Source organism: Corallococcus sp. BB11-1, assembly GCF_026626625.1.
Classification (GTDB): Bacteria; Myxococcota; Myxococcia; order Myxococcales; family Myxococcaceae; genus Corallococcus; species Corallococcus soli.
In genome coordinates this window covers 83,437-110,176 of sequence record NZ_JAPNJY010000001.1, presented here as the reverse complement: position 1 = coordinate 110,176, position 26,740 = coordinate 83,437, and the positions used below count along the sequence as shown (strand labels likewise).

The 26,740-nt window shown below is 71.4% G+C and carries 21 protein-coding genes; 8 read left to right on the top strand and 13 right to left on the bottom strand.

Going from position 1 to position 26,740, the window contains the following annotated elements; genetic code table 11:
• Positions 1 to 54: 54 nt before the first annotated feature.
• Positions 55 to 543 carry a YkgJ family cysteine cluster protein gene (locus tag OV207_RS00420; RefSeq protein WP_267551583.1) on the bottom strand — a complete coding sequence of 163 codons (489 nt, stop codon included), beginning with the start codon at positions 541 to 543 and terminating at the stop codon, positions 55 to 57.
• 420 nt (positions 544 to 963) lie between these two features.
• Here OV207_RS00420 and OV207_RS00415 point away from each other — a divergent pair, with 420 nt between their 5' ends.
• Positions 964 to 3,003, top strand: a complete 2,040-nt coding sequence (locus OV207_RS00415) for a PilZ domain-containing protein (RefSeq protein WP_267551582.1) — start codon at positions 964 to 966, stop codon at positions 3,001 to 3,003.
• A 52-nt stretch (positions 3,004 to 3,055) separates the two neighbouring features.
• Here OV207_RS00415 and OV207_RS00410 read toward each other — a convergent pair whose 3' ends face one another.
• On the bottom strand, positions 3,056 to 4,042 hold the full coding sequence (locus tag OV207_RS00410; RefSeq protein WP_267551580.1) for an NYN domain-containing protein: 987 nt from the start codon (positions 4,040 to 4,042) through the stop codon (positions 3,056 to 3,058).
• A gap of 264 nt (positions 4,043 to 4,306) precedes the next feature.
• Between OV207_RS00410 and OV207_RS00405 the strand changes: the two genes are divergently transcribed.
• Positions 4,307 to 4,717 carry a hypothetical protein gene (locus OV207_RS00405; RefSeq protein WP_267551579.1) on the top strand — a complete coding sequence of 137 codons (411 nt, stop codon included), beginning with the start codon at positions 4,307 to 4,309 and terminating at the stop codon, positions 4,715 to 4,717.
• A 3-nt stretch (positions 4,718 to 4,720) separates the two neighbouring features.
• Here OV207_RS00405 and OV207_RS00400 read toward each other — a convergent pair whose 3' ends face one another.
• The 4 genes from OV207_RS00400 to OV207_RS00385 form a co-directional block, all read right to left on the bottom strand.
• Complete coding sequence (locus OV207_RS00400; RefSeq protein ID WP_267551577.1) at positions 4,721 to 5,731, bottom strand: ABC transporter substrate-binding protein; 1,011 nt, start codon at positions 5,729 to 5,731, stop codon at positions 4,721 to 4,723.
• 81 nt (positions 5,732 to 5,812) lie between these two features.
• Positions 5,813 to 6,574 (bottom strand): ABC transporter permease, encoded by a 762-nt coding sequence (locus OV207_RS00395; RefSeq protein WP_267551575.1) that lies wholly within the window; start codon positions 6,572 to 6,574, stop codon positions 5,813 to 5,815.
• Between the two features lie 10 nt (positions 6,575 to 6,584).
• The gene (locus OV207_RS00390) at positions 6,585 to 7,502 is read right to left on the bottom strand and encodes an ABC transporter ATP-binding protein (RefSeq protein WP_193429450.1); all 918 of its coding nucleotides are present in this window, start codon (positions 7,500 to 7,502) and stop codon (positions 6,585 to 6,587) included.
• Between the two features lie 96 nt (positions 7,503 to 7,598).
• Entirely contained in the window at positions 7,599 to 8,141 is a 543-nt protein-coding gene (locus OV207_RS00385; RefSeq protein WP_267551573.1) for a hypothetical protein, read from the bottom strand.
• A gap of 225 nt (positions 8,142 to 8,366) precedes the next feature.
• Between OV207_RS00385 and OV207_RS00380 the strand changes: the two genes are divergently transcribed.
• From OV207_RS00380 to OV207_RS00365, 4 genes are all read left to right on the top strand, one after another.
• Positions 8,367 to 9,464: a glucose 1-dehydrogenase gene (locus OV207_RS00380; protein ID WP_267551571.1), complete on the top strand. Its 1,098-nt coding sequence runs from the start codon at positions 8,367 to 8,369 to the stop codon at positions 9,462 to 9,464.
• The gene (locus OV207_RS00375) at positions 9,461 to 11,311 is read left to right on the top strand and encodes a glycoside hydrolase family 15 protein (protein ID WP_267551569.1); all 1,851 of its coding nucleotides are present in this window, start codon (positions 9,461 to 9,463) and stop codon (positions 11,309 to 11,311) included. The genes OV207_RS00380 and OV207_RS00375 overlap by 4 nt, the downstream gene beginning before the upstream one ends.
• A 33-nt stretch (positions 11,312 to 11,344) precedes the next feature.
• The gene (locus OV207_RS00370; protein ID WP_267551568.1) at positions 11,345 to 12,487 is read left to right on the top strand and encodes an App1 family protein; all 1,143 of its coding nucleotides are present in this window, start codon (positions 11,345 to 11,347) and stop codon (positions 12,485 to 12,487) included.
• A 141-nt stretch (positions 12,488 to 12,628) separates the two neighbouring features.
• Positions 12,629 to 13,210 carry a hypothetical protein gene (locus tag OV207_RS00365; RefSeq protein ID WP_267551566.1) on the top strand — a complete coding sequence of 194 codons (582 nt, stop codon included), beginning with the start codon at positions 12,629 to 12,631 and terminating at the stop codon, positions 13,208 to 13,210.
• A gap of 15 nt (positions 13,211 to 13,225) precedes the next feature.
• On the opposite strand, the gene ppk1 is transcribed toward OV207_RS00365, so the two are convergent.
• The gene (ppk1, locus tag OV207_RS00360) at positions 13,226 to 15,397 is read right to left on the bottom strand and encodes a polyphosphate kinase 1 (RefSeq protein WP_267551565.1); all 2,172 of its coding nucleotides are present in this window, start codon (positions 15,395 to 15,397) and stop codon (positions 13,226 to 13,228) included.
• A 210-nt stretch (positions 15,398 to 15,607) separates the two neighbouring features.
• On the opposite strand from ppk1, the gene OV207_RS00355 reads away from it, so the two are divergent.
• Positions 15,608 to 16,099: a hypothetical protein gene (locus OV207_RS00355; RefSeq protein ID WP_267551563.1), complete on the top strand. Its 492-nt coding sequence runs from the start codon at positions 15,608 to 15,610 to the stop codon at positions 16,097 to 16,099.
• A 118-nt stretch (positions 16,100 to 16,217) separates the two neighbouring features.
• Here OV207_RS00355 and OV207_RS00350 read toward each other — a convergent pair whose 3' ends face one another.
• On the bottom strand, positions 16,218 to 18,380 hold the full coding sequence (locus tag OV207_RS00350; protein WP_267551561.1) for a tryptophan synthase alpha chain: 2,163 nt from the start codon (positions 18,378 to 18,380) through the stop codon (positions 16,218 to 16,220).
• Positions 18,381 to 18,638: 258 nt separating this feature from the next.
• On the opposite strand from OV207_RS00350, the gene OV207_RS00345 reads away from it, so the two are divergent.
• Positions 18,639 to 20,909 carry a sensor histidine kinase gene (locus OV207_RS00345; protein ID WP_267551560.1) on the top strand — a complete coding sequence of 757 codons (2,271 nt, stop codon included), beginning with the start codon at positions 18,639 to 18,641 and terminating at the stop codon, positions 20,907 to 20,909.
• Between the two features lie 13 nt (positions 20,910 to 20,922).
• Here OV207_RS00345 and OV207_RS00340 read toward each other — a convergent pair whose 3' ends face one another.
• The 5 genes from OV207_RS00340 to OV207_RS00320 all read right to left on the bottom strand — a co-directional run bounded on the left by OV207_RS00340 (position 20,923) and on the right by OV207_RS00320 (position 26,128).
• On the bottom strand, positions 20,923 to 21,822 hold the full coding sequence (locus OV207_RS00340; protein WP_267551558.1) for an MBL fold metallo-hydrolase: 900 nt from the start codon (positions 21,820 to 21,822) through the stop codon (positions 20,923 to 20,925).
• Positions 21,823 to 21,996: 174 nt separating this feature from the next.
• Positions 21,997 to 22,467, bottom strand: a complete 471-nt coding sequence (locus OV207_RS00335) for a cupin domain-containing protein (protein WP_267551556.1) — start codon at positions 22,465 to 22,467, stop codon at positions 21,997 to 21,999.
• 370 nt (positions 22,468 to 22,837) lie between these two features.
• Positions 22,838 to 23,449 (bottom strand): hypothetical protein, encoded by a 612-nt coding sequence (locus tag OV207_RS00330; RefSeq protein WP_267551555.1) that lies wholly within the window; start codon positions 23,447 to 23,449, stop codon positions 22,838 to 22,840.
• 266 nt (positions 23,450 to 23,715) lie between these two features.
• Positions 23,716 to 24,561 carry a PAS domain-containing protein gene (locus OV207_RS00325; RefSeq protein ID WP_267551553.1) on the bottom strand — a complete coding sequence of 282 codons (846 nt, stop codon included), beginning with the start codon at positions 24,559 to 24,561 and terminating at the stop codon, positions 23,716 to 23,718.
• Between the two features lie 106 nt (positions 24,562 to 24,667).
• The gene (locus OV207_RS00320) at positions 24,668 to 26,128 is read right to left on the bottom strand and encodes a metallophosphoesterase (protein WP_267551551.1); all 1,461 of its coding nucleotides are present in this window, start codon (positions 26,126 to 26,128) and stop codon (positions 24,668 to 24,670) included.
• Positions 26,129 to 26,740: the final 612 nt, after the last annotated feature.

The following is a 26,740-nucleotide window of genomic DNA, read 5'->3' as shown; positions in this document are numbered from 1 at the left end:
GGGCACTCGGAGGAGGACAGGCTAGCTGCCCGGCCACGGACCGGACACCGGCTTTCACCCCGAGCGGCGGAAGCGCCCCCGGAAGTGCCGGTCCAGGAAGGCCTCCGCCTGCGTCAGCGCCTCGCGGGCCTCCGGTGACAGCGCGGCCGCCTCCGCCCGCGCCCTGCGCATCATCGAAGCCGGAGCCGCCGCCACGCCGTCCTCCGGCGGGGGCAGCGAGCGCGCCACCGCCTCCACCCGCGCGTGCGCGGCGTCCACCACCCCCTTCGCCTCGTCCAGGGACACCTCCCCTTCGGCGAGCGCGTTCAGGAGCTGGCAGCGGTAGCGGCGGCAGGCCTCCGGACGCTCCGTATAAGCGGTGCAACACCGGCCGTTCAGCGCCGCGCATGGCTGGGGCAGCACCACGGCGCCGTCTTCTCGGGTGGTGAGAGGCAACCCACGTTGGCCCAGCGCCCCCGACTCATGGGGTTGGAGCGGCACCTGGGTGAAGAGGGTGCCGTCACAGCACATGCCGCAGTGGAGGCAGAGGGTGGACAGGGGCATGGCGAGGAATCCAGATAACCGCTCCGAGGGGCGCGAGTCATCCCGGACGTGTTTCACCGTGTCTCCGCCCCCGGAGGCCGGAGACGTCCCACCACCTGACATGCGACATGCCCGGAGCGCACTGAGTGCGGGGATGACCCGCTTTTCGTGGGTAGCGCGCGACCCGAGGATGGGACATGCGTGCACCCGTCTTGGAAGGCCATGCGTCTGTCCGTGGAAGGATTTCTCCATTCGTGAGAAGCGACTCGAAGACAATCCGAAGGCTGCTTGCCGATGCGGCCCGAAGGTCTGAGTGCAAGCAGGGTGAATCGTCTCCACTCTGTGGGAATCCGAGTTCCCCGGGTCACCCGTAACTGGGGAGAGCACAGTTTCTTCGGACGTCGTAGGATCATGCCTCGTAGGACATCGAGGGAGCCCCCAATGCACACGGACACTCAAGACGCGCCGGCTGGCCGCGAGACCCTTCTCGGATATCGGGTGGGGACGGAGTTGAGCGCGGCGGCGTCGTTCGGAGCGGACTTCTCGCCTGGGCGTCTGGTGCAGCTGTCCCTGGAGCACCTCACGCTCCACCTGGAGTCACGCACCGTGCCCCGCAAGGGACAGGCCGCGTCCGTGGTGGTGGGTGAGGGCGAACGCTGGGCCACCGCGCTGGACGCGGAGGTGATTGGCGTCAACGACGCGCGGCCGGAGGTGAGCCTGCGCTTCGTCGCGCCGCCGCTGGACGCGGGCCGCCGCATCGTGGGGCTCCTGGAGTCGCTGCGTGACAACGGCCTGCTGCTCACGCCGGAGACGCGGCCGGTGTGGCGTGAGCAGATCGACCGCGCGGACCGCGTGGCGCGCATCTGTGAAGCGCTCGCCTCGCGCCAGGCCCGCGGCGTGCTGCGCACCCAGGACGGCCAGCGCGTGGAGGTCACCGCGTCCTTCTTCGAGCCCCTCCAGGACATGTTCGGCTGGCGCCTGCACGGCGCGCTCCCCCCCGGCCCCTTCACGGTGGAGGCCTTCGGCTACAGCAGCGTGGTGCACCTGCAGGGCGAGGCCGCGCGCGTGGAGGGTGAGCTGCTGGTGATGCCGGTGCCCACGTCCATCGTGCGCTTCCGCCACCGCTGGCTGCGCCGCACGCAGGCGAGCCCGTCCTGCACGCTGGACTTCGACCACCCGCTCTGGCCGCAGGTGCACGTCAGCCGCGGCCTGCTGGACGTCTCCTATGAGGGCCTGTCCTTCCTCACCGAGCCCGGCGAGGACCTGATGTACCCGGGCCTGCGCCTGCCGGTGGTGGAGGTGGCGCTGGAGGGCCACGCGCCGGTGCGCCTGCGCGCGGAGGTGCGCAACATCTCCAGCACGCCCAACGGCCGCCGCTGCGGCGTGTGCGTCCGTCCGCTGGACGCGGAAGGGGCCCGGGCGTGGCGCGCGCTGGTGGAGGCGCAGGCCCACCCGACGACGAAGGTGGAGGGCGACTGGAACGACTCCACCTGGAAGCTCTTCGAGCGCTCCGGCTACTTCCGCCTGCCGGGCAAGGAGCCGGAGAAGTTCACCAGCCTGCGCGAACAGTTCGAGCAGACGCAGGACAAGCTCCAGGAGCAGCCCCGGCTGGGCTACCGCGTGGTGCGCCCCGCGGACGACGGCGTGGAAGCGACGCTGTCCGTGCTCAAGCCCTACGCGGGCAGCTGGATGGCGCACCAGCTGGCGCGGCACCAGCCCGTCAACAGCCGCTCCACCGCGCGCGAAGCGCTGCGCGACATCTACCTGCGCGGCTACGAGCCCACGCAGGCGGACCCGGAGGTGAAGTGGTTCTTCGCCTACTGCGAGGCGAACGTGCGCTGGGTGCGCTACACCAAGTTCGACTTCGCCACCTGGTACGCGCACACCGGCCAGACGTGCCTGGTGCCCTTCCGCCTGATGGAGGGCGAGGTGGACGGCACCTGGACCGCGCCGGCCGGCATCCAACTGGACGCGCCCACCGCGGAGGAGCGCGCGCGCTTCTTCCACCAGGTGGCCACCACCCGCCCGGAGGCCTACCGCGAGGCGCTGGACCTGGTGCCGGAGCGCTTCGACCTGAGCGCCATGCGCACCGGCTGGGGTGAAGCCGGGCTGTCCCGCGAGCGGGAGCTGGTGGTGGCCCGTCACGAGGGCCGCGCCGTCGCGCTGGCGGTGTTCGAGTCCGCGCAGCCGGGCCTCAACCTCTTCAACGTGCTGGACGGCGTGCGCCTGGTGCCCCTGGACGACGACGCGCGCCCGGAGGTGCAGGACGCGTTCGTGGCGCTGCTGGGCCGCGCGGCGGAGTGGTACCGCGCGCGCGACCGCAAGGTGTTCGTCCACTACGTGGAGGGCGCGTGCGTGGAGTACGCGGAGCGCGCGTCGCTGGCGGACCTGGGCGAGGGCAAGCTGTGGGTGATGTCCGCCCGACTGCTCCCGGAGTTCCTGGAGCACCTGTGCGAGTCCACCACGCCTCGCGCCGCCTGATGCATGCCCGCGCGCGGGCCGGGTGCTCCCCGGGCCCGCGGCGGTGCGCGGCCTAGAGGCCTTCGTCGTCCGGGTCCGGGTAGGACTCCAGCTCCTCGTCCTCTTCCTCCACCGGCGTCGGGGCCTTGGCGCCCTTGCCCTTGCCACCCTTGCCTTCGTGGGGCGTGGCCGGCAGGTCCGTGTCCGGGCTCACGACGTAGCCCTGACGGCCCTGCTGGATGCGGCGCAACAGGCCCTCCTGCTCCAGCGCCTCCAGCAGGCGCGCGAAGGTGGAGAAGCCGTGGTCGCGCTCGTCGAAGTCGGGCTCCTTGCGGACGATGGTCTCCTTGATGAGGGACGGGTTGAGCGGGCCCGTGGCGCGGCGCAGCAGGCTCTGCACGACCTCGCGGGCGATGGCCGGCACCTCCGCCTTGTTCTTGCCGCCCTTGCCCTCGTGGCCCTCCTTGCCGGAGGACTCGGCCTTGTGGCCCTTGCCCTCGTCCTTGTGGCCCTTGCCGCCGCGCTTGCCGCGGCCCTCGTCCTTGTCGCCCTTGCCCTTGCCGCCGTGGTCCTTGTCCTTCCCACCGTGCGACTTGGGCCGCATGTAGATGAACTGGTCACAGGCGTTCACGAACATGCGGGAGCTGGCCTCCTTCACCGCCAGCCCGATGACGGTGCGGCCGTTCTCACGCAGCTTGTACGCCAGCGGGCAGAAGTCGCTGTCGCCAGAGCCGATGACGAAGGTGTCGATCTGCTCGCGCGCGTAGCACAGCTCCAGCGCGTCGATGACCAGGCGCATGTCCGCGCTGTTCTTGCCGGCGCGGGTGGAGGGGGGCACGTCCACCAGCTCCACGCCCACGTCGTGCAGGCGCACCTTCGCGTCCGCGAAGCGCGACCAGTCGCAGTAGGCGCGGCGGAAGACGACCTTGCCCTGCTCCAGCAGCTGGTCCAGCGCGGGCTGGAGGTCGAAGTTGTTGGAGCTGATGCCGGTGTTGGTGACCAGGTTCTCGAAGTCGATGAAGAGGGCGATGCGGTGCTGCTCGTCGGTGCGTCCAGCCAAGGGTGCCTCGTATTCTTGCCGCGCTCACGCGGCGGGAGAAGGACAGACAGGGGGGCAATCCGCGAGGGGTTGTCGGCCCGTGCGCGCTCCACCCTACGGTGTTGCCGCCACCACGGGTACGGCCCGTGTTCCGCCGCTGAACATTCAGCGCCTCCCACCCTACGTTCAGGTGTGAGCCAGGGGGCAGTGCCCCCAAGGCACGGAGGTATGACGATGATGCGCAGATTCCCCAGAGGATGGCGAGCAGTGCTGTTGAGCGCGCCGATGCTCGGCCTGCTGCTGATGCCCGGACCGGTTCAGGCACGCGAACCCAACGTGGGCAAGACCCAGGACCTGGGCTCGCACGACCAGACCGAACGGGCCAGCACCAGCCCCGCCAACGTGGTGGGCACCGTCCCGGACACCAGCCCCTCGCGACTCACCCAGAACCACTCGGTGCGGCAAATCACTCCCGACGAGGAGCGGATGCGCCAGGTGACGGGGCCGGTGGTGAAGCAGGACGGGCTGACCCTCTACGTGCGGGAGGAGGGGGCGGGGCCGGTGGTGCCGCTCGACATGAGCGCGCTCGAAATCTCCCGGCTGCCGCGGGAGGGCCAACAGGTCGTGGCCCTGTACCAGGTGGAGGGAGAGACGAACAACGTGGCCCTGTCCCTCCAGGGCGAGAAGATGGAATAGCGCTCAGTGCGGCTTCGCGCCACGCACCTCGTCCAGCACGCTCAGGTCCACGAGCCCGGCGATGTCGTCGCTGGGAATGAAGCCCAGCGCCTTCGCGTGACGGGCGGACGTGGCGAGCGCGGCGGGCACCGGGTCCAGCGAGGGCTCCAGGCGGGAGAACGCGTCCTGGAGCACGGGCGCCGGCAGGGGCTTGCGGGTGAGCTGGCCGAAGGCGGCGTTGGCGGACGTGGCGAAGGCGGCCGGGTCCGCGCTCCAACGCTCGGTGAGCCGGACGTGCGTGCGCAGGAGCGCGGCGATGCGCGGGCGCTGCGTCTCCAGCACCTTCTTCGTCGTCACCACCACGGTGGACGGGAAGCGCCTGCCCGGCCACAGGTCGCGCTCGTCCACCAGGATGTGACCGCCCCCTTCGGCGAGCATGCGCGCGCCCCAGGGCTCCGGCACCCAGGCACCTTCAATGGCGCCCTGGAGGTACTGGCCCAGGATGTCCGGGTTGCTGATGGGAATCACCTGCACGTCGCCGTCCGCGTCCGTGGCGATGCTGAGCTTCTGGGCCTTGAGCCAGGTGCGCAGGGCGATGTCCTGGGTGTTGCCCAGCTGGGGCGTCGCCAGCTTCTTGCCCTTGAGCTCCGCGGCCGTCTTCACGTTCTTCACCACCAGCACCGCGCCGCCGTTCACCGCGCCCGCGATGATGCGCAGCTCCCGGCCGGCCTTCAGGTACGTGTTGATGGCGGGGCCGGGCCCCACGTAGGCCACGTCCACGGAGCCCGCGACCAGCGCCTCCATGGCGGCGGGCCCGGCGTTGAACTGGCGCACCTCCAGGCGGCCCGTGCCGGGCTGTGACGCGAACAGCCCCTCGGAGTTCGCCACCAGGGCCTGGGCGTGCGTGATGTTGGGGAAGAAGGCCACGCGCAGGGGAGCGTCAGCGCCCGTGGGCGTGTCGCGCTTGCAGGCGGCGACGCCGGTCAGGAGGGCGCAGAGGAGGAACAGGCGGGTCAGCGGACGCACGGAAGGCATTGCCGCCACGCTAGGGGACAAGCCGTGCCCGTTATCAATGCCCCTGGGGGTGAAGCGTCATGGGGCGCACACGCCCGCGCCTCACCCCGGCGCCGTCAGTCCCCACCGTCGCCGCAGCCGCGTCTCCACCGTCTGGAAGAGGACGCGGTCCACCGTGATGCCGATGAAGATGATGGCCAGCATCACCGCCATCACCTGCGCCACGTCCATCAATTCGCGGCCCATGGTGAGCAGCTGTCCCAGCCCGCCGGAGACGAAGAGCAGCTCGCCCGCGAGCAGCGCGCGCCACGCGAAGCTCCACCCCAGCTTGAGGCCGGTGACGATGCCGGGCAGGGCGCCGGGCAGGAGCACGCCGAAGTAGAAGCGCGGGCCGCGCACGCCCAGCGTCCGGGCCACGCGCGACAGCTGCGGATCCAGGCCGTTGACCGCGTCCTCGGTGGCGATGGAGATGCCCAGCACGCTGCCCATCACCACCACGAAGAGGATGGCGCTGTCGTTGAGGCCGAACCACAAGAGGGCCAGCGGCAGCCAGCAGATGGAGGGCAGCGCCTGCAGGCCCATCACCACGGGCTTCACCGCGTTGCGGAAGAAGGCCGTCCGGGCAATGAGCAGCCCCAGCGGCACGCCGATGGCCACCGACATGAGGTAGGCGCGCAGCAGCCGCCCCATCGAGCGCGCGGTGGCGCCGCCCATCCGCCCGTCGCGCACCATGGCGACGAGCGTCTGCATCACCTCCAGGGGGCCGGGGAACAGGTGCCGGGTCCACACGCCCGAGCGGGCCAGGCCCTCCCAGAGGGCGAACAGCAACACCACCATTCCCAGCTTCTGCGTCCACTTCAGCATGGCGGGGTCCTCACCGTCCGGTCACGACACTGGGGCGCGGCAGGCTGGAGGGCGTCTGCGTGCGGGGGTGCAGGGGCTCCACCCGCCGGGCTTCCAGCGCGGGGCCCTCCACGGCGCGCAGCCGGTGGCGGATGTCGCGGGCCATCGCGTCCAGCGACGGGTCCTCCAGCGAGCGCGGCATGGGCAGGTGGATCTCCAGGTCCTCCACCACGCGCCCGGGGCGGGGCGCCATCAGCACCACGCGGGTGCCCAGCATCAGGGCCTCCTGCACGTCGTGGGTGACGAACACCACCGTCTTGCCGGAGCGCAGCCAGATGGCCTGCAACATCTCCTGCATGTGCACGCGCGTCTGGGCGTCCAGCGCGCCGAAGGGTTCGTCCATCAGCAGCACGGTGGGGTCCACCGCGAGCGCGCGGGCCAGGCTGGCGCGCATCTTCATGCCGCCGGACAGCTCATGCGGCAGCGAGTCCGCGAAGCCCTCCAGGCGCACGCGCTGGATGAAGGTGTCGGCGCGCTCGCGGCGCTCGGAGCGGGGCACACCCCGGGCGCCCAGCGCGAAGGTGATGTTGCCGCGCACGGTGAGCCACGGGAACAGCGCGGCCTCCTGGAACATCAGGAGCCGGTCCGGCCCTGGGCCCTGGATGGACCTGCCGTCGATGGACACCGTGCCGCCGGTGGGCGCCACGTGCCCCGCGAGCGCGTAGAGCAGGGTGGACTTGCCGCAGCCGGAAGGCCCCAGCAGGCAGACGAACTCCCCCGAGCGGACGTTGAGGTTCACGTCCTGGAGCGCGACGACCTTGTTGGAGAAGCGATGACCCAGCTGGGCGATGGAGATCTTCGCCCGGTCCGCTTTCACGTTCGCGGGCCGCAACAGCCGGGGAGCCACCTTGCGCAGGCCACGCAACCGCTCGATGAGGCGTCGCACCATTGTCCACAAGCTATGCATCTGCCCCGGAGTCGCACAGGCTCGGACTGGGAGCAGGCGGGCACCATTCACTGGAGGACAGGTGCCGCGGGCCGCCGCCTAGCGGGCCGCCGCGCGTTCGGCCTTGCGGTGCGCCAGGGTGCGGGAGAAGAGCCAGAGGCTCAGGGCGAGCACCGCCAGGCCCACGCCGGTGAAGGCCCCGCCCACGCGCAGCGACGCCCTCCGGTCGTCCCGGAACACCGTGAGGCTGTCCGTGCGGGGGCCCGTCAGGTAGCGCTGGACGGTGTCCGCGAAGGCGGTGGCCTCCGCTTCGTCCTGCGTCCACTGGAAGGCGAGCGGCTGGTCGCCGGACGTCGTCTCCAACTGGGGCCGGAAGATGGGCGCCGCGCCGCTGCGCCGGCTGCGGCTGCGGTCCACCCCCACGCGGAGGATGTCCTCGGGCGCGTAGCGGCCGACCTCCTCCTCACCCAGCCAACTGGAGCGGGTGAGGACGCAGGGCGCCCGGGGTTCGCACCGCAGGTCCATGCGGGCCATCTGGCGGAGGAAGAACACCCCCAGCACCAGGAAGGGCAGGGCGAGCAGCAGGAAGGCCGTGGCACCGATGGCGGTGGCGCGACTGCGACGGTAGGGGAGCGCACGCACGGCATGCGTCTATAGACCCGTGGGTCGCCGGGGGGCAGTGCTTTCGCGCGCCCGCAAGTGTCGTCCTCCGGGCAGGCAGGCGGCGGAGGGTGTTCAGCGCCGGGGCCCTCCGGGAAGCCGGGCGCGGAAGGCCGGGACGGGGCAATGGCACTTGCGACATGGGTCGGGGGTCCGCACCCCTTGTCCTGGGACGTCGCACCCTTGTCCCGGAGGAGTCAGCCGCCCATGAAGGCCGTGGCCATCACGTTCCCCTCGCGCGAGGTGCGCGTCGTCGACATTCCGGAGCCGCGCCTGCACTCGCCCACCGAGGTGAAGGTGCGCACGTTGGAGGTGGGCGTCTGCGGCACGGACCAGGACATCCTGAAGGGCCACCACGGCGCGGCGCCGAAGGGCGAGGACCACCTCATCCCGGGCCACGAGTGCGTGGGCGAGGTGGTGGAGGTGGGCGCGCACGTCCAGGGCCTGAAGGCCGGGGACCTGGTGGTGCCGCGCGTGCGCCGGCCGTGTCCGCACACGCGCTGTCCGGCATGCCGCCATGGCCACCCGGACTTCTGCGTGACGGGCGACTACACGGAGCGCGGCATCCAGGGCGCACACGGCTTCTGCGCGGAGTTCTTCGTGGAGGACGCGGCGTACCTGCACCGCGTGGACGACGCGCTGCGCGGCGTGGCGGTGCTCACCGAACCGCTCACCATCGCGGAGAAGGGCCTGCGCGAGGTGGCGCACATCCAGACGCGGCTGCCGTGGAAGACGTCCCCGGGCAAGGCGCTGGTGCTGGGCGCGGGGCCGGTGGCGCAGCTGGGCGCGATGCTGCTGATGCGCGCGGGCTATGAGACGACGGCGTATTCGCGCAGCCCCAAGCCCAACGAGAAGGCCGCCGCGACGGAGGCCATGGGCGTTCCATACGTGTCCTCCAAGGAGGTCACGGTGGAGGATTTGAAGAAGCGGTTGGGTGGCGGCGTGGACGTCATCTACGAGGCGACGGGGGCGTCCAAGGTGGCCTTCGATTCGCTCAAGGTGCTGGAGGAGAACGGCGTGCTCATCTTCACCGGGGTGCCCGGGCGCGAGGAGCCGCTGGAGCTGCACGGCGACGAGGTGCTGGGGCAACTGGTGCTGGGCAACCGGGTGATGTTCGGCACGGTGAACGCGTCGGACGGGGACTTCAGCGCGGCGCTGGAGGACCTGGCGCGCTTCCGTGCCCGCTGGCCCGGGAGGCTGGAGGCGCTCATCACCCAGCGCCACCCACCGTCGGAGTTCGCGAAGGTGGTGGAGTCGAAGGGCGGCATCAAGCACGTCATCTCTTTCCAGGAGCATGCCCGGTGAATCGCAACGTGGACCTGAAGGGCGGCGTCGCCATCGAGGACCATGGCGTCATCGGAGACCTGCGCACCGTGGCGCTGGTGGGCCACGAGGGCACCATCGACTGGCTGTGCTACCCGCACTTCGACAGCCCCAGCCTCTTCGCGGCGCTGGTGGACCCGGAGAAGGGCGGGTACTGGCGCGTGTCGCCGGAGCCGGACGGGGTGCTGAAGCGCCAGTTCTACTGGCCGGACACCAACGTGCTGGTGACGCGCTTCTACACGTCGGACGGCGTGGGGGAACTCATCGACCTGATGCCCCTGGGCAAGGGCGCGAGGTCGGAGGGGCGGGAGGTGCTGCGCCGCGTCCGCGTGGTGCGCGGGCACATGGCCTTCCGCATGGAGTGCTTCCCGGCGTTCAACTACGCCCGGGACGAACACGAGACGCACGTCGTGAGCGGCGGCGCGGCCTTCGTGTCCAAGGACCTGAGCATGCAGCTGGTGACGCCGGCGAAGCTGAAGCAGGAGGGCCGGGGCGTCGTCGCGAACTTCACGCTGCAGGAGAGCGAGTCCATGGTCTTCACCCTGCGCGAGGGCGGGGTGGAGGGCTGCCACCTGCACCTGCACACGCACGACTCCGCGGAGAAGCTCTTCCGGGACACGGTGGACTACTGGCGGCACTGGTTGTCCAAGTGCAAGTATACCGGGCGCTGGCGGGAGATGGTGCAGCGCTCGGCGCTGGCCCTGAAGCTGATGACCTTCGAGCCGTCGGGCGCCATCGTCGCGGCGCCGACGTGCAGCCTGCCGGAGTCCCCGGGGGGCACGCGCAACTGGGACTACCGCTACTGCTGGCTCAGGGACGCGGCCTTCACCGTCTACGCGTTCATGCGCATCGGGTTCGACGAGGAGGCCGCCGCGTTCATGCGCTGGGTGGAGGCGCGGTGCGCGGAGTCCGGGGACGGGCCGCTGCCCCTGATGTTCTGCCTGGATGGCAGTCCGGTGCCGAAGGAGGAGGAGCTGCTTCACCTGTCCGGCTACGGCGGCGCGAAGCCGGTGCGCATTGGCAACCTGGCGGCGGGTCAGCTGCAACTGGACATCTACGGCGAGCTGATGGACTCCGTGTACCTGTCCAACAAGTACGCGGCGCCCATCTCCTATGACTTCTGGCGACACCTGCGCCGGCTGGTGGATTGGGTCTGCGAGAACTGGCACATGGCGGACGAGGGCATCTGGGAGATCCGCGGCTCCCGCCGGCACTTCGTCTATTCGAAGCTGATGTGCTGGGTGGCGTTGGACCGGGCCATCCGGCTGGCGGACAAGCGCAGCCTGCCCGCGGATCGCGCGAAGTGGCTGACCACGCGCGACACCATCTTCGAGGAGATCATGGAGAAGGGCTGGTGCGCGGAGAAGGGCGCCTTCATCCAGGCCTACGGGCATGAGGCGCTGGACGCGGCGAACCTCCTGATGCCGCTGGTGTTCTTCCTGTCGCCGGTGGATCCGCGGATGCTCTCCACCCTGGACCTCATCCGCAAGCCGCCGCGCGAGGGCGGCCTGACGTCCGACGGGCTGGTGTTCCGCTACGAGGCGGACGAGAAGCTGGATGGCATTGAAGGCAGCGAAGGCACCTTCAACCTGTGCAGCTTCTGGCTGGTGGAGGCGATGACGCGCGCGAGCGCGGCCCGGCCGGACCTGCTGGACGAGGCGCGGCTCATCTTCGAGCGCATGCAGGGCTACGCGAACCACCTGGGGCTCTACGCGGAGCAGACGGGCATGTCCGGCGAGGCGCTGGGGAACTTCCCGCAGGCGCTCACGCACCTGTCGCTCATCAGCGCCGCGTACAACCTGGACCGGACGCTGGGACGCCACGATTGAGAGGGGGAGGCTGGTAGAGTGCCGGCACCCGCCATGTCCGACCTGTACCCGCTGCTGTTCCGCATCGCCGTGAAGGCGGATGCCCACTACGACGAGCTCAGCCGCCGCGTGCGCAAGGGGCTGGGGATCGCCCCGCCGCTGCGCATCCTGCCGTACCGGGGCTACGGCACCCCGGAGCGCGTGGTCATCAAGGCGCGCGTGCTGGAGGAGCGCAAGGTGAAGCCCTCGCGCCAGCGGCACACGCTCTTGAGCAGCGCGGTGGCGTCGTACAAGCGCTACATGACGCGCGAAATCTCCAGCGCGCACGTGGCGGTGCGCTGGGGGGACAAGCACTGGGAGGGCACGACGGACGAGGAGGGCTTCCTGGAGCTGTGGGTGCCGCCGCCGTCGGGGGTGCGCTCCGGCTGGCACATGGTGGAACTGGAGCTGCTGTCGCCGGACGCGGACGGGGTCTCGCGCGTGTCGGCGCCGGTGCGGGTGGCGGGGGCGAGCGCGGAGCTGGGCGTCATCAGCGACATCGACGACACGGTCATCGCCACGGGGGTGACGGATGTGCTCAAGCGCGCGTGGGCGCTGTTCCTCACGGAGCACCGGGTGCGGCTGCCGTTCCCGGGCGTGGATGCCTTCTACGCGGCGCTCCAGGCGGGCGCGAGCGGCACGGCGGACAACCCCATCTTCTACGTGTCCAGCAGCCCGTGGAACCTCTACGAGCACCTGGACGAGTTCCTGGCCACGCACCGCATCCCCATCGGTCCGCTGCTCTTGCGCGACTGGGGCCTGTCGCGCCACGGCTTCGCGCCGGGCGGGGGACACGGGCACAAGCTGGACAAGATTCGCGGCGTGCTGGAGACGCTGTCGCACCTGCCGTTCGTGTTGATTGGGGACAGCGGGCAGGAGGACGCGGAGCACTACCGCACCATCGTGCGCGAGTTCCCCGGCCGCATCCGCTGCGTCTACATCCGCAACGTGCCGGGGCGCTCCAGCCGCGCGATGGAGATGGCCACCATCGCGGAGGACATCCGCGCGGGGGGCAGCGAGCTGGTGGTGGTGGACGACACGGTGGCCGCCGCCAGGCACGCGGCCCGGGCCGGGTGGATCCGCTGGGAAGAGGTGCCCGAGGTGGAGGCGCACCGCCGCGAGGACGCCGCCCGGGGTGCCCTGGGCGAGCGGGGCTGAAGATTTCCAGCCGCCGCGTGCGGCTTCGCGTCACGGCGGGGTGACGCGGGGGTTGTTGCTTGAGGGTGGGGACGGGGGTGTGGCAGAGCGGGGGCTCCCGCTTCACCGCTCCTCCCCGTCTCACCGCTCAAGGATGTGATCATGCTTCGACACCGGGTGCAGTTGTCCGTGCTGGCTTCCGCGCTGTGGTTGGGTGCCTGCAACGCAGCGCCTCCGCCCACGGAGCCGACGCCGACGCCAGAGGCCACGCGGTCCGTGCGCTCGGTGGAGTCGCGGCTGAGCCAGATTGAGCTGGAGTACGAGGGCCCGACGGCGCTGCTCGAAGCCGACATGGAGGCGGGCAACGAGGAATGCGACACGTACAACAACTGGTGCGACGGCACGCTGGACGTCTACAGCTTCCCGTGGACGTCCACGCAGGCGCCCACGCTGGCGGACGCGGTGGAGTCGGTGTTCGCGCTGCGCCAGGACGACCGCATCCCGTTCCGGTTCCAGGGCAACGTGCCGTTCAGCACGATGTCGCAGCAGCTCTTCTTCTTCGACGCGTTGGATCCGCACCTGTTGACGGAGCTGGGCAACGGCACGGAGCAGGTGCAGGTGGCCTACTACTACGCGTCGTACCTGGTGGCCGCGGGCGCGCATGACTGGAACCACCTGTTCATCGTGCTGTTCCCCCAGTCGCACCGCGTGGCCGTGTTCAACCTCGTGAACCACGAGACCTGAGCCGTCAGCGGCGGCTCACGCCACCGGACGGCCGCTCTGCATGTGGACCATCCGGATGGCGCGCTCCATCAGCTCGCCCTGGGCGGAGCGCTTGTCCCCGGTGGCCGGCGGGATGCGCCGGCGCCAGGTTCCGTCCGAGGCCAGCTCCCAGGAGCCGCTGGTGTCCATCATGCAGCGCTCCACCACGTCGCGCACCTGGGCGCTCAACGACGGCTCCTCCACGGGCGCCAGGATCTCCACGCGGTGGTCCAGGTTGCGCGGCATCATGTCCGCGGACCCGATGTAGCACCGCGACGTCGCGCCCCGTTCAAACGAATAGATGCGCGGGTGCTCCAGGAAGCGGCCCAGGTTGGACACCACGCGGATGTGTTCGGACACGCCGGGCACCCCGGGCCTGAGGCAGCAGATGCCGCGCACGTTGAGCTCCACCTTCACCCCCGCGCGGGACGCGTCGTACAGCGCGCGGATGATGCCGGGGTCCACCAGCGCGTTCATCTTCATCAGGATGCGCGACGGGGTCTCCGGCGTGTGCGCGGCGAGGGTCTTCTTGATCTCCTCCATCAAGCCCTCGCGCATGGTGAGCGGCGCCACCAGCAGCTTGCGGAAGGAGCGCGGCCGGCCAAAGCCCGTCAGGAAGTTGAAGACGTCCGCCACGTCCGCGCCAATGTCCGGATCCGTGGTGAACAGGCCCAGGTCCGTGTAGAGCCGCGCCGTCTTCGGGTTGTAGTTGCCCGTGCCGATGTGCACGTAGTGCCGCACCCGCTCGCCCTCGCGCCGCACGATGAGGATGGCCTTCGCGTGCGTCTTCAGGCTGGGAATCCCATACACGACGTGCACGCCCGCCTCTTCCAGCGCGTTCGCCCAGCGGATGTTGGTGCGCTCGTCGAAGCGGGCCTTCAGCTCCACCATGCACACGGCCTGCTTGCCCTGCTCCGTCGCGCGGATGAGCGCGGGCACCAGCGGGGAGCTGTCCGACGTGCGGTACACCGTCTGCTTCAGCGCCAGCACGTCCGGGTCCTCCACCGCCTCGCTCACGAAGCGCTCCACCGACGTGGTGAAGGATTCGTAGGGGTGGTGCACCAGCAGGTCCCCCCGGCGCATCGCGGACATCACCGTGCCCCCGCCCTCCGGGGACTCGCTGTCCGTGCGCAGCCGCGCCTGCGTCACCGGCGTCCACGGCGGGTCCCGCTGCTCCGTGAAGCCCGGCGTCATGGCCAGCGACATCACGTCCGCCAGGTCCAGCAGGCCGTGCTCCTCGTACACCTGGCGGGGCTCCAGCGTCAGCGCCTCCACCAGCGGCTCCAGCAGCTTCGCGCTCATGCCCGCCTGCACCTCCAGGCGGATGACGTCCCCGAAGCGGCGCTGGCTGAGCTCCGTCTCCACCGCCTTGAGCAGGTCCTCCGCGTCCTCGGACACGGTGAAGTCCGCGTCGCGCGTCACGCGGAACAGGCTCCAGTTGAGCACCTCCATCCCGGGGAACAGGTCCCCCAGGTGCTGCGCGATGATCTCCTCCAGCGGCACGAAGAACGAACCCGCGCCGCCCTTGAGCGGCACGAAGCGCGGCAATATCTCCTTGGGCACCTTCACCCGCGCCACGCTCTCCTCCTCCGCCACCGGGTCGCGCAGCAGCACCGCGAGGCTCAGCGACAGGTTGGAGATGTACGGGAAGTGCCGCCCCAGCCCGATGGCCAGCGGCGTGAGCACCGGGAAGATCTGCTCGCGGAAGCGCTGGTCCACCTGCGCGCGCTGGTCCGCGTCCAGCTCCTTCATGGAGAGGATGCGCAGGCCCTTCTCCGACAGCGCGGGGCGGAGCACCTTCTCGAAGCAGTCCGCGTGGCGGCGGCCCTGCTCCAGGATGCCCGTGTGCAGCTTGTCCAGCGTGTGGCCCGGGGACGCGCCGTCCGGCACCAGCCGCCCCACGCGCGCGGCGATCTGCTCGTGCAGGCGCGCCACGCGAATCATGAAGAACTCGTCCAGGTTGCGCGCGTAGATGGAGATGAACTTCAGCCGCTCCATGAGCTGCACTTCCGGCGACTCGGCCAGCTGCAACACCCGGTCGTTGAACGCGAGCCACGACAGCTCGCGGTTGAAGAACAGGTCGCTGTCCGTCACCTCCGTCCCGGGGGGCACCGCGTCCCGCTCCACGGACTTCTGGGTGACGCCCTTCGCGGCGGCGCGCTTCGCCATGACGTGTGACTCCTCGAGCAGACCCGCACTCAGGATGTGCCCTCTAGCAGCCCCGAACCGTTCCGATTGTGAACTCGCACGCCTGGAATGGCACCAGACGTCCGGACGTATCCCACCCTGGCTGACGTTGTCGGCGGCCGGTGGGGCGGGGGCGGGGTGGACTTTCCTGCATCCCTTGCATCCCGGGAGCGCGGACGGCATTCAGGAGGGGTGAGCGTTCCTGACAGCCCCCTGCGAGTCATCCCCGGTGATGCCCCGGCGGACACGTCCCCGGATGCCCTCTTCTCCGCCTTCCGCGAAGGCAGTCAGAAGAAGCATGGCCACTTCAGCTTCACCTGGTTCGTGGCGGCCGCGGTGCCCCTGTTCCTGGCGGTGGGCTTCTTCTTCCTGTGGCGCAACCACGGCACCACCTTCTCCGTCATCACGCCGCACGGCATCAAGGTGGTGAAGGCGGGCATGTCCAGCCAGGAGGTGAAGGGCCTGCTGGGCTATCCGCTCACGCTCCAGAAGCAGGGCGCCCAGGACTGCTACCGCTACGGCCGGCCCAACTTCCGCAACGACGTCTTCGTCGTCTACTCCGTCTGCTACGAGGAGGGGCAGGTGCGCGACGTGCTCGCCCACCAGTACTCCGCCTGGCAGGTGGACCCCTCCGGCTCCTTCATCGCGCCGGGGCAGGGCACGCCGGCCCCCGTCCAGGAGTAGGGCGGGCCTTCGAGAGGGCGGCTCCTCGCGCCCCATCCAATCCTTTATAAAGGGTTGGATGGGATCCAGTGGGTCCAGTGGATATGGTTTAACGGATTAAAATCCGCGTCCCGCTGCGTCAGGGATTGGCGTCGGGTCCGGACACGTCCGTGATGTGGAGCGTGTAGCGGATGGGGGTGTCCTGCTCCGGGTGGGCCATGCCGTCCACCACCACCAGCACCGTCTGCCCCTGGGCGAGCGTGAGCTCCACCTTCGGAGCGTTCTTCCGGGTGGGGCGTGGGTGGGAGGCGCAGCCCAGCTCCGTGCCCCGGCAGCCGGTGAGGACGTACAGGGCGTTGCCGGCGGCGGCCTGGCCGTCGTCGGGCGCCGTGTCGAAGCGGTAGGTGCCGGCGCGGGGCGCCGTCCACAGGTGGGCCCGGTCCTGCTGGAGGAGCGCGCCGCAGGTGCCCTGGAAGCCGTCGCCGGAGCGGGCCGTCTCCCCCTGGAAGGTGACGGGCAGCGCGCTGCCCAGGTCGTGGTGCGCGCAGCCCGGGCCCTTGCAGCCGGGCTCCTCGCGGCACTCGGTGTCCGCGCAGTCCACCCAGCGGTCACCGTCGTTGTCCATGTTGTCGAAGCACGCGCCGGCCTCGCTGGGGCGAAGCGCGTCGATGTGCAGCTCGAAGTACCCCTGGGTGAACGCCCCGCTGGCCTCCGCGTCCACCGTCACCAGCACCTGCTGGCCCTCTGTCAGCGCCACCGCGACCCGCGCGCCGCCGCCGTAGCTGATGCCGTCCGTGGCGCACGCCAGCTCCTGGCCTCCGCAGCCGCCCCCGTACACGGCGATGACCGAGCGCACCGCCGAGCGGGCCGTGTCGAAGGTGAAGGTGCCCGTCCGGGGCGCCGTCCACAGGTAGCCCCGGTCCGGGGACCCCGCGCCCCCGCATGAGGCCGCGTGGTCGTCGTTGGCCTCCACGGTGGAGCCCTTCACCGTCACCGGCAGCGCGCTGCCCAGGTCCCGGTCCGCGCACACCGGCCCGGACGTGGCGCACACGCCGGGCACGCCCGTGCCGCCGCACGTCTCCGGCGCGGTGCAGCTCCCGCAGGCCAGGGTGCCGCCGCAGCCGTCCGCCACCGCGCCGCACGTCTTGCCGAGCAGGCCGCAGGAGGCCGGCCGACACGCGGGCCCGCCGCACACGTTGGCCACGCCACCCCCGCCGCACGTCGTGCCCGGGCCACACGCGCCGCACTCCAGGGTGCCGCCGCAGCCGTCCGCCACCGCCCCGCACGTCTTGCCCAGTGAAGCGCAGGTGGCCGGGGTGCACGGGGCCTGGCCGCACACGTTGGGCACGCCCGTGCCGCCGCACGTCTGGGGCGCGGCGCAGCCGCCGCACTCCAGCACCGCGCCGCAGCCGTCGGACACGCGGCCGCAGTTCACGCCCAGGGCCTCGCAGGTGGTGGGCACGCAGGTGCCGGGGCCGCAGACGTTGGCCCGCCCCGCGCCGCCGCACGTCGCCTCCGGCCCGCAGGCGCCGCACTCCAGGACGCCGCCGCAGCCGTCCAGCACCTCGCCGCAGTCCCGTCCCAGCACGGCGCAGGTGGCGGCCAGGCAGGTGGCCTGTCCGCAGACGTTGGCCACGCCGGCCGCGCCGCAGGCGAGCCCCGGCCCGCAGGCGCCGCACTCCAGGACGCCGCCACAGCCGTCCGCCACCGTGCCGCAGTCCTTGCCCAGCGAGGCGCAGGTGGCCGGGGTGCACGCGGCGTGGCCGCACACGTTGGCGGCGCCGCCTCCGCCACACGTCTCGTCCGGCCCGCAGGCGCCGCACTCCAGGACGCCGCCGCAGCCGTCCGCCACCTGCCCGCAGTCCTTGCCCAGGGCCGCGCAGGTGGTGGCGACACAGGGGGGCGGCCCGCAGACGTGGGGCACGCCGCTTCCCCCACAGACCTCCGGGGCCGCGCAGGCGCCGCACTCCAGGACGCCGCCGCAGCCATCCGGGGTGGGGCCGCAGTTGGCGCCCAGGGCCCCACAGGTGCCGGGCACGCAGGGCGCGGGGCCGCAGACGTTGGGCACGCCGCCCCCGCCGCAGGCCTCCCCTTCCGCGCACGGGCCGCAGTGCAGCGTGCCGCCACAGCCGTCCACGGCGACGCCGCAGTCCAGGCCCTGGGATTCGCACGTCATGGGATGGCAGAAGGTCGTGGAGGGCAGCAGCCGGAAGGACGTGTCGTAGGGCTGCTGCGTGGGGCCGCAGGCCACCCCCACGACGAGCAGCGCCACCCACCAGCCTCCACCGCGTCCGCTCCCCATGCTCCGCCCCGCCACCCGTGAAGTCCCTGGGCCAGGGTGGGGGTGCGGCGGGTCCCCGCGAAGCGGTGGCAAGCCCCGAAGGGCCGCCAGGGGTTGGAAAGGCGTCACTGCCCCACCCGGCCGGGCGGCGGGGCGCACACTGGCGGACACCGGACAGGCCGGGGAGGGGGGTGGGCGCGGCGCGGCGAAGTCCCCACCGTGAACGGACGCGGATGCGAAGTGGGGGCAGAGGTCGCGTCCGACGGGGAAGGGACACCCATGGCACGTCCCAGGCGCTTCGGACAGACGACCGGCTGGGGATTGGGGGCGAGCCTCCTGGTGGCGCTCGTGCTGGTGGCGGTGGCCGTGGCCGCGGTGCTGACGACGCGCGCCGCCTCCGATGCGCGGGTGATGGAGCGCTCCGTGGACCTGCTCGAGGTGGAGCAGCTGGGGCGGGCCTTCAGCGACAAGGTGTCCCTGGCCAACAGCGCGCTGCTGGCGGGCGGGCGCTCCCTGTCGCAGGACACGGCGCTGCCCCGGCAGCGCTTCCTGGACACCACCGAGCGGCTGCGAGAGCGCCTGACGGATCCGAGGGACCGGGTGTTGGTGGACGCGGTGTGGAGGGCGGAGCAGGAGCACGAGGCGGCCCTGCGGGCCCTGCGCTCCCCGGGCTCCCCGGGCTCTTTCGATGAGGAGCAGGAGGGGACCCGCGCGCGCCTGGCCCAGGCCCATGCCCGGGTGCGCGAGGCCCAGGCCCAGTTGGAGGCGCGGGTGCAGGCGCAGCTGCGCGCGGACAGCCAGGCGGCGGTGGAGGCGGACCAGCGGGAGCTTGTCCTGCTGCTGCTGGCGTCGCTCCTGGGGTTGGGCGTCGCGGCGGCGCTCGCGTGGGTGCTGCACCGCCGGCTGCATCCGCTCAAGCGCGAGGCGCTGGCCAGCGCGAACCGCTTCCAGGCCCTGGTGGAGGGCGTGCGCGACTACGCCCTGGTGCTGCTGGACGCGCGCGGCCGGGTGGCCAGCTGGAACCCGGGCGCCGAACGCATCAAGGGCTGGAGCGAGGCGGAGATTTTGGGCCGCCCGGCCTCCACCTTCTACACGTCCGAGGAGGCGGCGGCGGGCCACGCCGAGCGCGACCTGTCGCGGGCGCTGAAGGACGGGCGGCTGCGCTCGGAGGGCTGGCGGCAGCGCAAGGACGGCTCGCGCTTCTGGGCGGAGGTGGCCCTCACCGCGCTGCGCGACGAGGACGGCGCGCCGCAGGGCTACGCGGTGGTGACGCGCGACATCACCGAACAGCGGCGCTCGGAGCGGATGCAGGAGCTGCTCGCGGAGGCCGGCCGCGTCTTCCACCAGTCGCTGGACCCGGACCTGACGGTGGCGGAGCTGGCCCGGCTGCTGGTGCCGGAGGTGGCGGATGGCTGCATCCTCTACCTGCTGACGCCCGCGGGGGAGCTGCGTCCCCGGGCCGTCACCCACGTGCGGCCCGAACGCGAGGAGAGCCTGTGGGAGTCCCTGCGGCGCTTTCCCCCGCGCGTGGGCATGCCCCCCGCCATCTGGTCCGTGATGCGCAGCGGGCGCTCGCGCCTGGATGAGAACGTGACCATCGGTGACCTGGCGGACTCCGCGGAGAGCCCCGAACACCGGGTGCTCATCGAACGCATCGGCATCGGCTCCTCGCTGGTGGTGCCCTTGCGCGCGGGCAGCCAGACGCTGGGCGTGTTCGTGCTGATGACGGCCCGGGGCCACCGCAGCTTCACGCAGACGGACCGGGTGCTGGTGGAGGAGCTGGCCGGCCGCGCGGCGCTGGCCCTGGACAACACGCGGCTGTTGCGCGAAGCGCGCGAGGCGGTGGAGCTCATCGCCGTCACCGCGCACGACCTGGGCAATCCCTTGCAAGCACTGCAATTGCTGCTGAACAAGGTGCAGCGGGCGCAGGCGTCGGGCCAGGAAGAGGGGGTGCGACAGGGATTGGTGGCGGCGCACGGCCAGGCGCAGCGGCTGGGGCAATTGCTGCACGACCTGCTGGACCTGTCGCGGCTGTCCTCCGGCAAGCGGCTGCTGGACGCGGCGCCCATGGACCTGGGGGAGCTGGCGCGCGAGGTGGTGGACCGCTTCGCGGAGAGCGCCGCGCAGGCCGGGTGCGAACTCACGCTGGAGGTGGAGGGCGGGCAGGTGGGCCAGTGGGACCGGATCCGCCTGGACCGGGTGGTGACGAACCTCATCTCCAACGCCCTGAAGTTCGGCCGGGGCCACCCGGTGTGGGTGCGGGTGTCGGCGCTGGACGCGGAGCACGCGCGGCTGACGGTGCGCGACGAGGGCGTGGGCATCGCGCCGGAGGCCCAGCGCCGCGTCTTCGAGCGCTTCGAGCGCGAACTCTCCGCGAAGGCGGAGGCGGGCTACGGGCTGGGGCTCTACATCGTGCGCCAGCTGGTGGAGGCGCACGGAGGCACCATCCGCCTGGAGAGCGTGCCGGGGCAGGGCGCCACCTTCACCGTGGACCTGCCGCGCACGCCCGCGCTCGTGGATGGGGCGGTGGAGCCCGTCATGCTCCAGTGACGCCGCGCCGTCCTCACAGGTGCAGCGAGGGCACCGGGGGGACCAGGCCTGGCTGGATGGGGAAGTCCAGGGGGAGCTTCTCGCGCTCCTCCAGGCGCTCGAACTCCAGCGAGTCGTGCGCGCAGAACACCGTCACCTGTTCGCCGTGGCGCTGTACCAGCTCCCGCAGGCGGCGCAGGTTGTACCAGCGCATCCAGCCGTCCTTCTGCATCAGCTTCTGGTAGGCGCGCAGCCCCACGGTGCACCGGTAGCGGTCCAGGTCCATCTCCCCGTGGTGGAAGTACGCGTCGCCCGCGTGCAGCAGCCACCCTTCGCCCGTGTCGATGGCCACGCCCGCGTGGCCCAGCGTGTGGCCCGTCAGCGGCACCAGGAGGATTTCGGGCGGCAGGCCGGACAGCTCCCGCACGCAGTCGAAGCCGAACCAGCCTTCGCCCCGCCGCGCGGAGTAGGTCTCCCAGCGCTTGTCCAGCGACCACTGCTGGGGGCGGAAGCGCGCGCGGTCCAGCCAGGTGCGCTGCGCGCTGGCCACGCGGTACTCCTCCGCCAGCAGGTGCACGCGCGCATGGGGGAAGTCGTCCAGGCCGCCCGCGTGGTCGAAGTCCAGGTGCGTGAGGATGATGTCGCGCACGTCGCTGGCCTGGAAGCCCAGCCGCTCGACCTGGCGGATGGCGGTGGACTCCTCCACCAGGGCGGGCCGGCACAGCACATCGCGGAACAGGCCGTTGAGCCGCACGCGCGGTTCATACACGTCATTGAGGCCGAAGCCGGTGTCCACCAGCACCAGACCGCGGGCCGTCTCCACCAGCAGGCAGTGACAGGTGAGCGCCGCCGGGCCGGTGAAGCCGCGCCGTCCGTCCATGAGCCGCCCGCCGGGCGGACACATCGTGGTGCAGTTCAGGTGGTGGATGCGCATGGCGGCTCCCGCTCCTCGTTGGCCGTGGCGGACTCCAGCACCCCAGCAAGCCGAGCCCGTGGGGACCGCCCGTCGTTCGTTCAGGGCAAAAGTGCGCCGTGGCCCTGCTGGGAGGAATCACCCTGCCCGTGAAGGGCCGGGGGCTCGCCTGCCCGTCGGGGAGGGGGCCTGCCTTCAGGGCGGTGGGGACTGGCCTGCGTCCTCGTGGTGCGTGGGCGCGGACACCAGCACCAGCGCTTCGGAGGCGGTGACGGAGCGGTGCTCCACGCCGCGCGGGACGATGAGCAGCTCGCCTGCTTCCAGGTCCACGGAGCGCTCGCGCAGCTCCACGCGCAGGTGGCCCCGGGTGACGAAGAACAGCGCGTCACCGGTGGCGTGCTGGCACCAGGGGCCGTTGCCCGTCAGGCGCACCAGGTGAACCGGCTGTCCATGGAGCATGCCCACGGGCTGGGGCGTGTCGGGGCCGGACAGGTGGGTGAAGGCGTGCGCCAGGTTCACCTTCTCCAGCGGGGGCGGCGGGGTGCCCGCGTCGTCGGCGGTGGGAGTCCGCGCTTCGGCGGGGACGGCCACGGTGCCGCGGCGGCGTGAGTCCCAGCGGGGAGGACGGCCCCCGATGGGGGGCGAGGTCCGGGTGGGCGTGCTCATGCGGACAGGGTCTCCTTGGGGGGAGGCAAGCACACCCCCTGATGGATTGTGTGTCTTTCCCCGGCGGCCGGACCGGTGTTTCGCATCCGGATGGAAGGCCGGGTCCGGTATCCGACGGATGCGGGCATACGATAGGGTTTGCGGTCGCCATGTGCATTCCCCGCCGGTCCCACTGTCCGACAACCCGGGCCGTGACGTGTGGTGAAGGACGGTCGCGCCCCTGGCTTGGGACGCCCCGTGAAACACCCGGTGGTGCATCCCAGCGCTCCACGCCTCACGGCTTGAAGCCAGGCTTCCGGGGAACGCCTTCCATGCTCCCCATGTCCCGCGGGGGGCCCGCCAGGCTCCAGCGGGGGCGGCCAGGGCGCCGCTACGGCCTGGTGGAGGACGGGGGCGCCGGCTCCGTCACCGTCACCGGCCCCTCGTGCACCACCGTGCGGGTCCCGTGGTCCAGCGTGACGACCCGCAGCGTGTACGTGCCCGGCGGCAGGCGCACCGCTGTCTTCACCGTGGAGTGACACATGCACCGGCAGGACTTGCCGGACAGCGTCCGTGTCACCGTCACGGTGCCGTCCTTCAGGTACGAATCCACCTGCGCCGTCAGGCCGCACTCGTGGTCCAGCGGCTGCTCCACCAGCAACCCCGCCGCGGTGGAGCGCGTCGTCACCGGCGAGGCGTCCGTCAGCGAGCCCACGCCCGTCGTCGCCGGGAAGCGCGTGTCGCTGTCCTCGGACGGCGTTGGCTGGGCCAGACACCCGTCGAACGAGGACCGCGATGCTCCCGGTTCGGGCGGGGGCACCAGCGCTCCGCCCCGCCCCACCACGGGAGCCCGGGTGTGTGTCACCGCCGCCCGCGCGGAGGACGCCCGGCCCTGCCGCCGCGCCTGCGGCGCACCGGGGGAGAACGACGGCGGTGACGCATCCTCCGGATTCCCACACCCCACCCACAGCAAGCCCAGACACATCCAGCGCCGCAGGCGCATGGCCGCGTCGCTGCGTGCGTGGCGTCCTCCGCCGCGCCCTCCCGGGCCTCGTCGACGCGCCCCGTCCGCCCCCACTGCCTTCCCGCCCATGTCCCGCCCCCGGCGCGGCGCGGACCGCCGCCCCGCGTCGGCTGAGATGCGCAGGCCCCGCGTGGAAGGGAATCCCTCCCCTCCGCCGGGGCCGGACACTGTCTGGGATTGGGGAACCCGGCGAGCACGGCCAGCAGCGCGGCGACGGGACGTCGTTGGAGTCGCCCTCGCGGAGTTCAGGCGCCTTCCAGCATCCGCCGCACGCGGGCCACCAGGACGTCCATGGCCACGGGCTTGGTCACCATCTCCATGCCCGGCAGGAGGAAGCCCGAGGCCTGGGCCGCCGCCTGCGCGTGGCCCGTCATGAAGAGCACCCTGAGGTCCGGGCGCCGCCGCCGGTCGTCCGGGTGCAGGCGGGCGAGGAGCTCCTGGAGCATGTACGACGGCCGCGCCGGCATGCCCCAGATGCGGCAGAACTCCTCCGACGTGAAGACCGTCTGCGTCTCCCGGTCCAGCTCGAAGACGCCCACGCCCCCCGCCCGCTGCGCCAGGCGCAGCGTGGCCAGGGCGTCCTCCTTCTCCCGCTCCGCGCGCTTGCGCGCCGTCGTCTCCAGCGGCGCGCAGAACACCCCGGAGATGACGCCCGCGTCGTCCCGCACCGGCACGTAGGAGAACGTGAACCAGACCTCCTCCGGGTAGCCCTGGCGCGTGACGGTGAGCGGCAGGTCCTCGAAGGAGACGGTCTCCCCGGAGAGCGTGCGCTTCATCAGCGGCTCCAACTGCGGCCAGATGTCCGGCCAGATGCGCGAACAGGGCCGGGCGAGCGCCGGGTGCCGCGCGCCGATGAAGGGACGGTACGCGTCGTTGTAGAGGTAGCAGAGCTCCGGCCCCCACAGCACGAACATGGGCGTGGTGGCGTCCAGCAGCAGCCGCACCATCGTGCGCAGCGATTGGGGCCAGGCGGAAGGCGGAGGCAGGGGGGTGGACGACCAGTCCAGCCGTCGCATCCGCTCCCCCAGCTCCCCGCCACCCGCGAGGAACGACAGGGCCGCGGCGGAGCCAGAGGTCGGTGCGTCGCTCAAGGCGAAACCCATACCAGCCGTCCGGGGTGATTGCCATCAACGACAGGGCCCGCTCCCACGGCAGGGAAGCGGGCCCCAGGGGCTCACGGGTGGGCAGGCGCTCTGCTCAGCGCACCCAGTTCACGTTGCTGTACGCCTTCGTTCCATCCGCGCGCTCGGTGTTCGTGAGCGGCGCGTAGACGCGCGTGGAGATGGTGTTGGCCGCGGTGTCGATCTCCACCAGCCGCGTCGGGTTCGTCGTGCCGTCGTGGAACGTGTTGAGCATCTGGTAGATGGTGTTGCCGTGGACGCCGGTGTCCGTGCGGTAGGCGGCGTTGCCCACGTGGCCGGAGAAGACGAAGCGCACGTTGGCGTACTGCTTGATGAGGTTGTCGAAGACGTACTGGGGGCTGTTGTTGCCGTAGCCGCCGTTGCCCTGCTCGATGCCGCCGCTGCCGTTGAGGTGCGAGTGGGTGATGAAGATGACGTTGTGCTGGGGGAACTGCGCCAGCACCGTCTTCGCCCAGTTCACGGAGTTCGTGCGCGCCCACAGCTCCAGGTTCACGACCAGCCAGTTCAGGCCGCCCGCGCTGAACGTGTGATAGGCGTTGTCACACTTGCCCGTCTCGAACACGCCGCCCAGCGCCTTGAAGCGCGACAGCGGGAAGTACGTGTTGAAGGTGGTGGTGTTGCGCAGGTTGGCGTTGACGTTGCCGGGGCACGCGCTGCCGCCCTGGCACACCGCCGCCGTGTCGTGGTTGCCCAGGGCGATGGCGTAGGGAATCTGGGCGTTGTCCAGGACCGCGAAGGAGTCGCTGGCGCGCTGGTAGTGGATGTGGTCCGGCGTGTCCCAGTCCATCAGGTCCCCGGTGTGCATCACGAAGCGGATGTCCTGCGCCGTCTTGTTGTCGGCGATCCACTGCATGCGGTGGGTCAGCCGCGCGGGCTGGTAGACCGTCTCCTGCTGCGTGTCGGGGATGACGACGAAGGTGAACTTCGTGTCCACGGGCTGCGCGGTGGTGGGCGCCGCGTAGAACTTGATGCCCTGGTTCGTCCAGCCCGCGGCGGTGAGGCTGTCGCGCTCCGCCTGGGTGACGGCGTGGCGGTGCTTCTGCAGCGTCGTGTTGTTGAAGCGGTAGACGGGGATGAGGCACGCCTCCGCCGTCTTGGAGGCGTAGAAGCCCACGCCCTCGTCGGTGGTGTAGCCGGAGGCCATGAGGCTCGTGCGCTCGGCGGCGTCAATGGTGACGATGTGTTCGACCTTGCCAGGGCTGTAGAGGCGGTACACGGGCGACAGGCCGGTGCCGGCGGTCTTGGAGGCCTTGAAGGGGGTGCCCCGGTCATCCGTGAAGCCGTACGTCGTGCCCGCGTTGGTGGCCTCCGTGGGGTTCGTCGTCAGCAGGCTGGAGCCGGTGGCCGGCCGCACGCGCATGTACACGGGCGCGTTGAGCGCCGCGCAGTCCAGCGCCGCCGTCGTGCTCCCCACCTCCTCCACGGAGGATGGCTGCGCTTCGGGTGCTTCGCCCGGGCCACAGGCGGACAGCACGCCGGCCAGGGCCAGGGAGGCAATGATGGAAGTGGGCTTCAAGGTGTCTTCTCCGTGGAGGCCTCGTCCGAGGCCGTCCGGTGTCGTCAGTGATGTCTGGTTGTACGGTTTAAAATAGTATTACAAGGACGCGCATAGCATTGACGGACCGGCCGGGAAAGGCCCCTGTTGAGGAACGTCGCATGTATCACAGGGCGGAGGATGGCCTCCGCGCAGGGGAGCACCGCGATGGAGGCACGCAGGGCCGGGGTGTGGATGTTGTTGTTCGTGCTGTGCACGGGCTGCGCGGGGGGCCCCACGGTGCGGCTGCGGACCGCCGGTGGTGGGCCGGTGCGAACCCATGCGCCCCGGAGCTGGGATGGGCGTGTTCCCATCAGCGCGCGGGACTTCGAAGCGGCGCTGTCGCGGTTGGCGTTGGAGGTGCCGCTGACGGTGCGCCCTTCGCGGACAGGGCGGGTGGTGCGCGCGAAGGCAGGCGAGGGGGCGCTCCTGGACCAGGGGCTCGGGTTCCTGCTGCGCGACCGGTATGGGAAGTGGTGTCGGGCGCATGAGGCTCCCGTGGATTGTCTGTCCTTTCCACGGCGGTGGCGATGGCCGCGATGGGACCTCCCGCGGCGGGTGGACCGCCGTCAGCAGGAGGGCCCGGGAAGTGGG

Excerpts from the sequence above, each read along its gene's own strand:
- OV207_RS00350 (WP_267551561.1), bottom strand. The coding sequence starts at position 18,380 with ATGGGGAGCGGACGCGGTGGAGGCTGGTGGGTGGCGCTGCTCGTCGTG.
- OV207_RS00380 (WP_267551571.1), top strand. The coding sequence starts at position 8,367 with ATGAAGGCCGTGGCCATCACGTTCCCCTCGCGCGAGGTGCGCGTCGTC.
- OV207_RS00330 (WP_267551555.1), bottom strand. The coding sequence starts at position 23,449 with ATGCGCCTGCGGCGCTGGATGTGTCTGGGCTTGCTGTGGGTGGGGTGT.
- ppk1 (WP_267551565.1), bottom strand. The coding sequence starts at position 15,397 with ATGGCGAAGCGCGCCGCCGCGAAGGGCGTCACCCAGAAGTCCGTGGAG.
- OV207_RS00415 (WP_267551582.1), top strand. The coding sequence starts at position 964 with ATGCACACGGACACTCAAGACGCGCCGGCTGGCCGCGAGACCCTTCTC.
- OV207_RS00345 (WP_267551560.1), top strand. The coding sequence starts at position 18,639 with ATGGCACGTCCCAGGCGCTTCGGACAGACGACCGGCTGGGGATTGGGG.
- OV207_RS00405 (WP_267551579.1), top strand. The coding sequence starts at position 4,307 with ATGCTCGGCCTGCTGCTGATGCCCGGACCGGTTCAGGCACGCGAACCC.
- OV207_RS00390 (WP_193429450.1), bottom strand. The coding sequence starts at position 7,502 with ATGGTGCGACGCCTCATCGAGCGGTTGCGTGGCCTGCGCAAGGTGGCT.
- OV207_RS00420 (WP_267551583.1), bottom strand. The coding sequence starts at position 543 with ATGCCCCTGTCCACCCTCTGCCTCCACTGCGGCATGTGCTGTGACGGC.
- OV207_RS00340 (WP_267551558.1), bottom strand. The coding sequence starts at position 21,822 with ATGCGCATCCACCACCTGAACTGCACCACGATGTGTCCGCCCGGCGGG.
- OV207_RS00370 (WP_267551568.1), top strand. The coding sequence starts at position 11,345 with ATGTCCGACCTGTACCCGCTGCTGTTCCGCATCGCCGTGAAGGCGGAT.
- OV207_RS00335 (WP_267551556.1), bottom strand. The coding sequence starts at position 22,467 with ATGAGCACGCCCACCCGGACCTCGCCCCCCATCGGGGGCCGTCCTCCC.
- OV207_RS00365 (WP_267551566.1), top strand. The coding sequence starts at position 12,629 with ATGCTTCGACACCGGGTGCAGTTGTCCGTGCTGGCTTCCGCGCTGTGG.
- OV207_RS00395 (WP_267551575.1), bottom strand. The coding sequence starts at position 6,574 with ATGCTGAAGTGGACGCAGAAGCTGGGAATGGTGGTGTTGCTGTTCGCC.
- OV207_RS00400 (WP_267551577.1), bottom strand. The coding sequence starts at position 5,731 with ATGCCTTCCGTGCGTCCGCTGACCCGCCTGTTCCTCCTCTGCGCCCTC.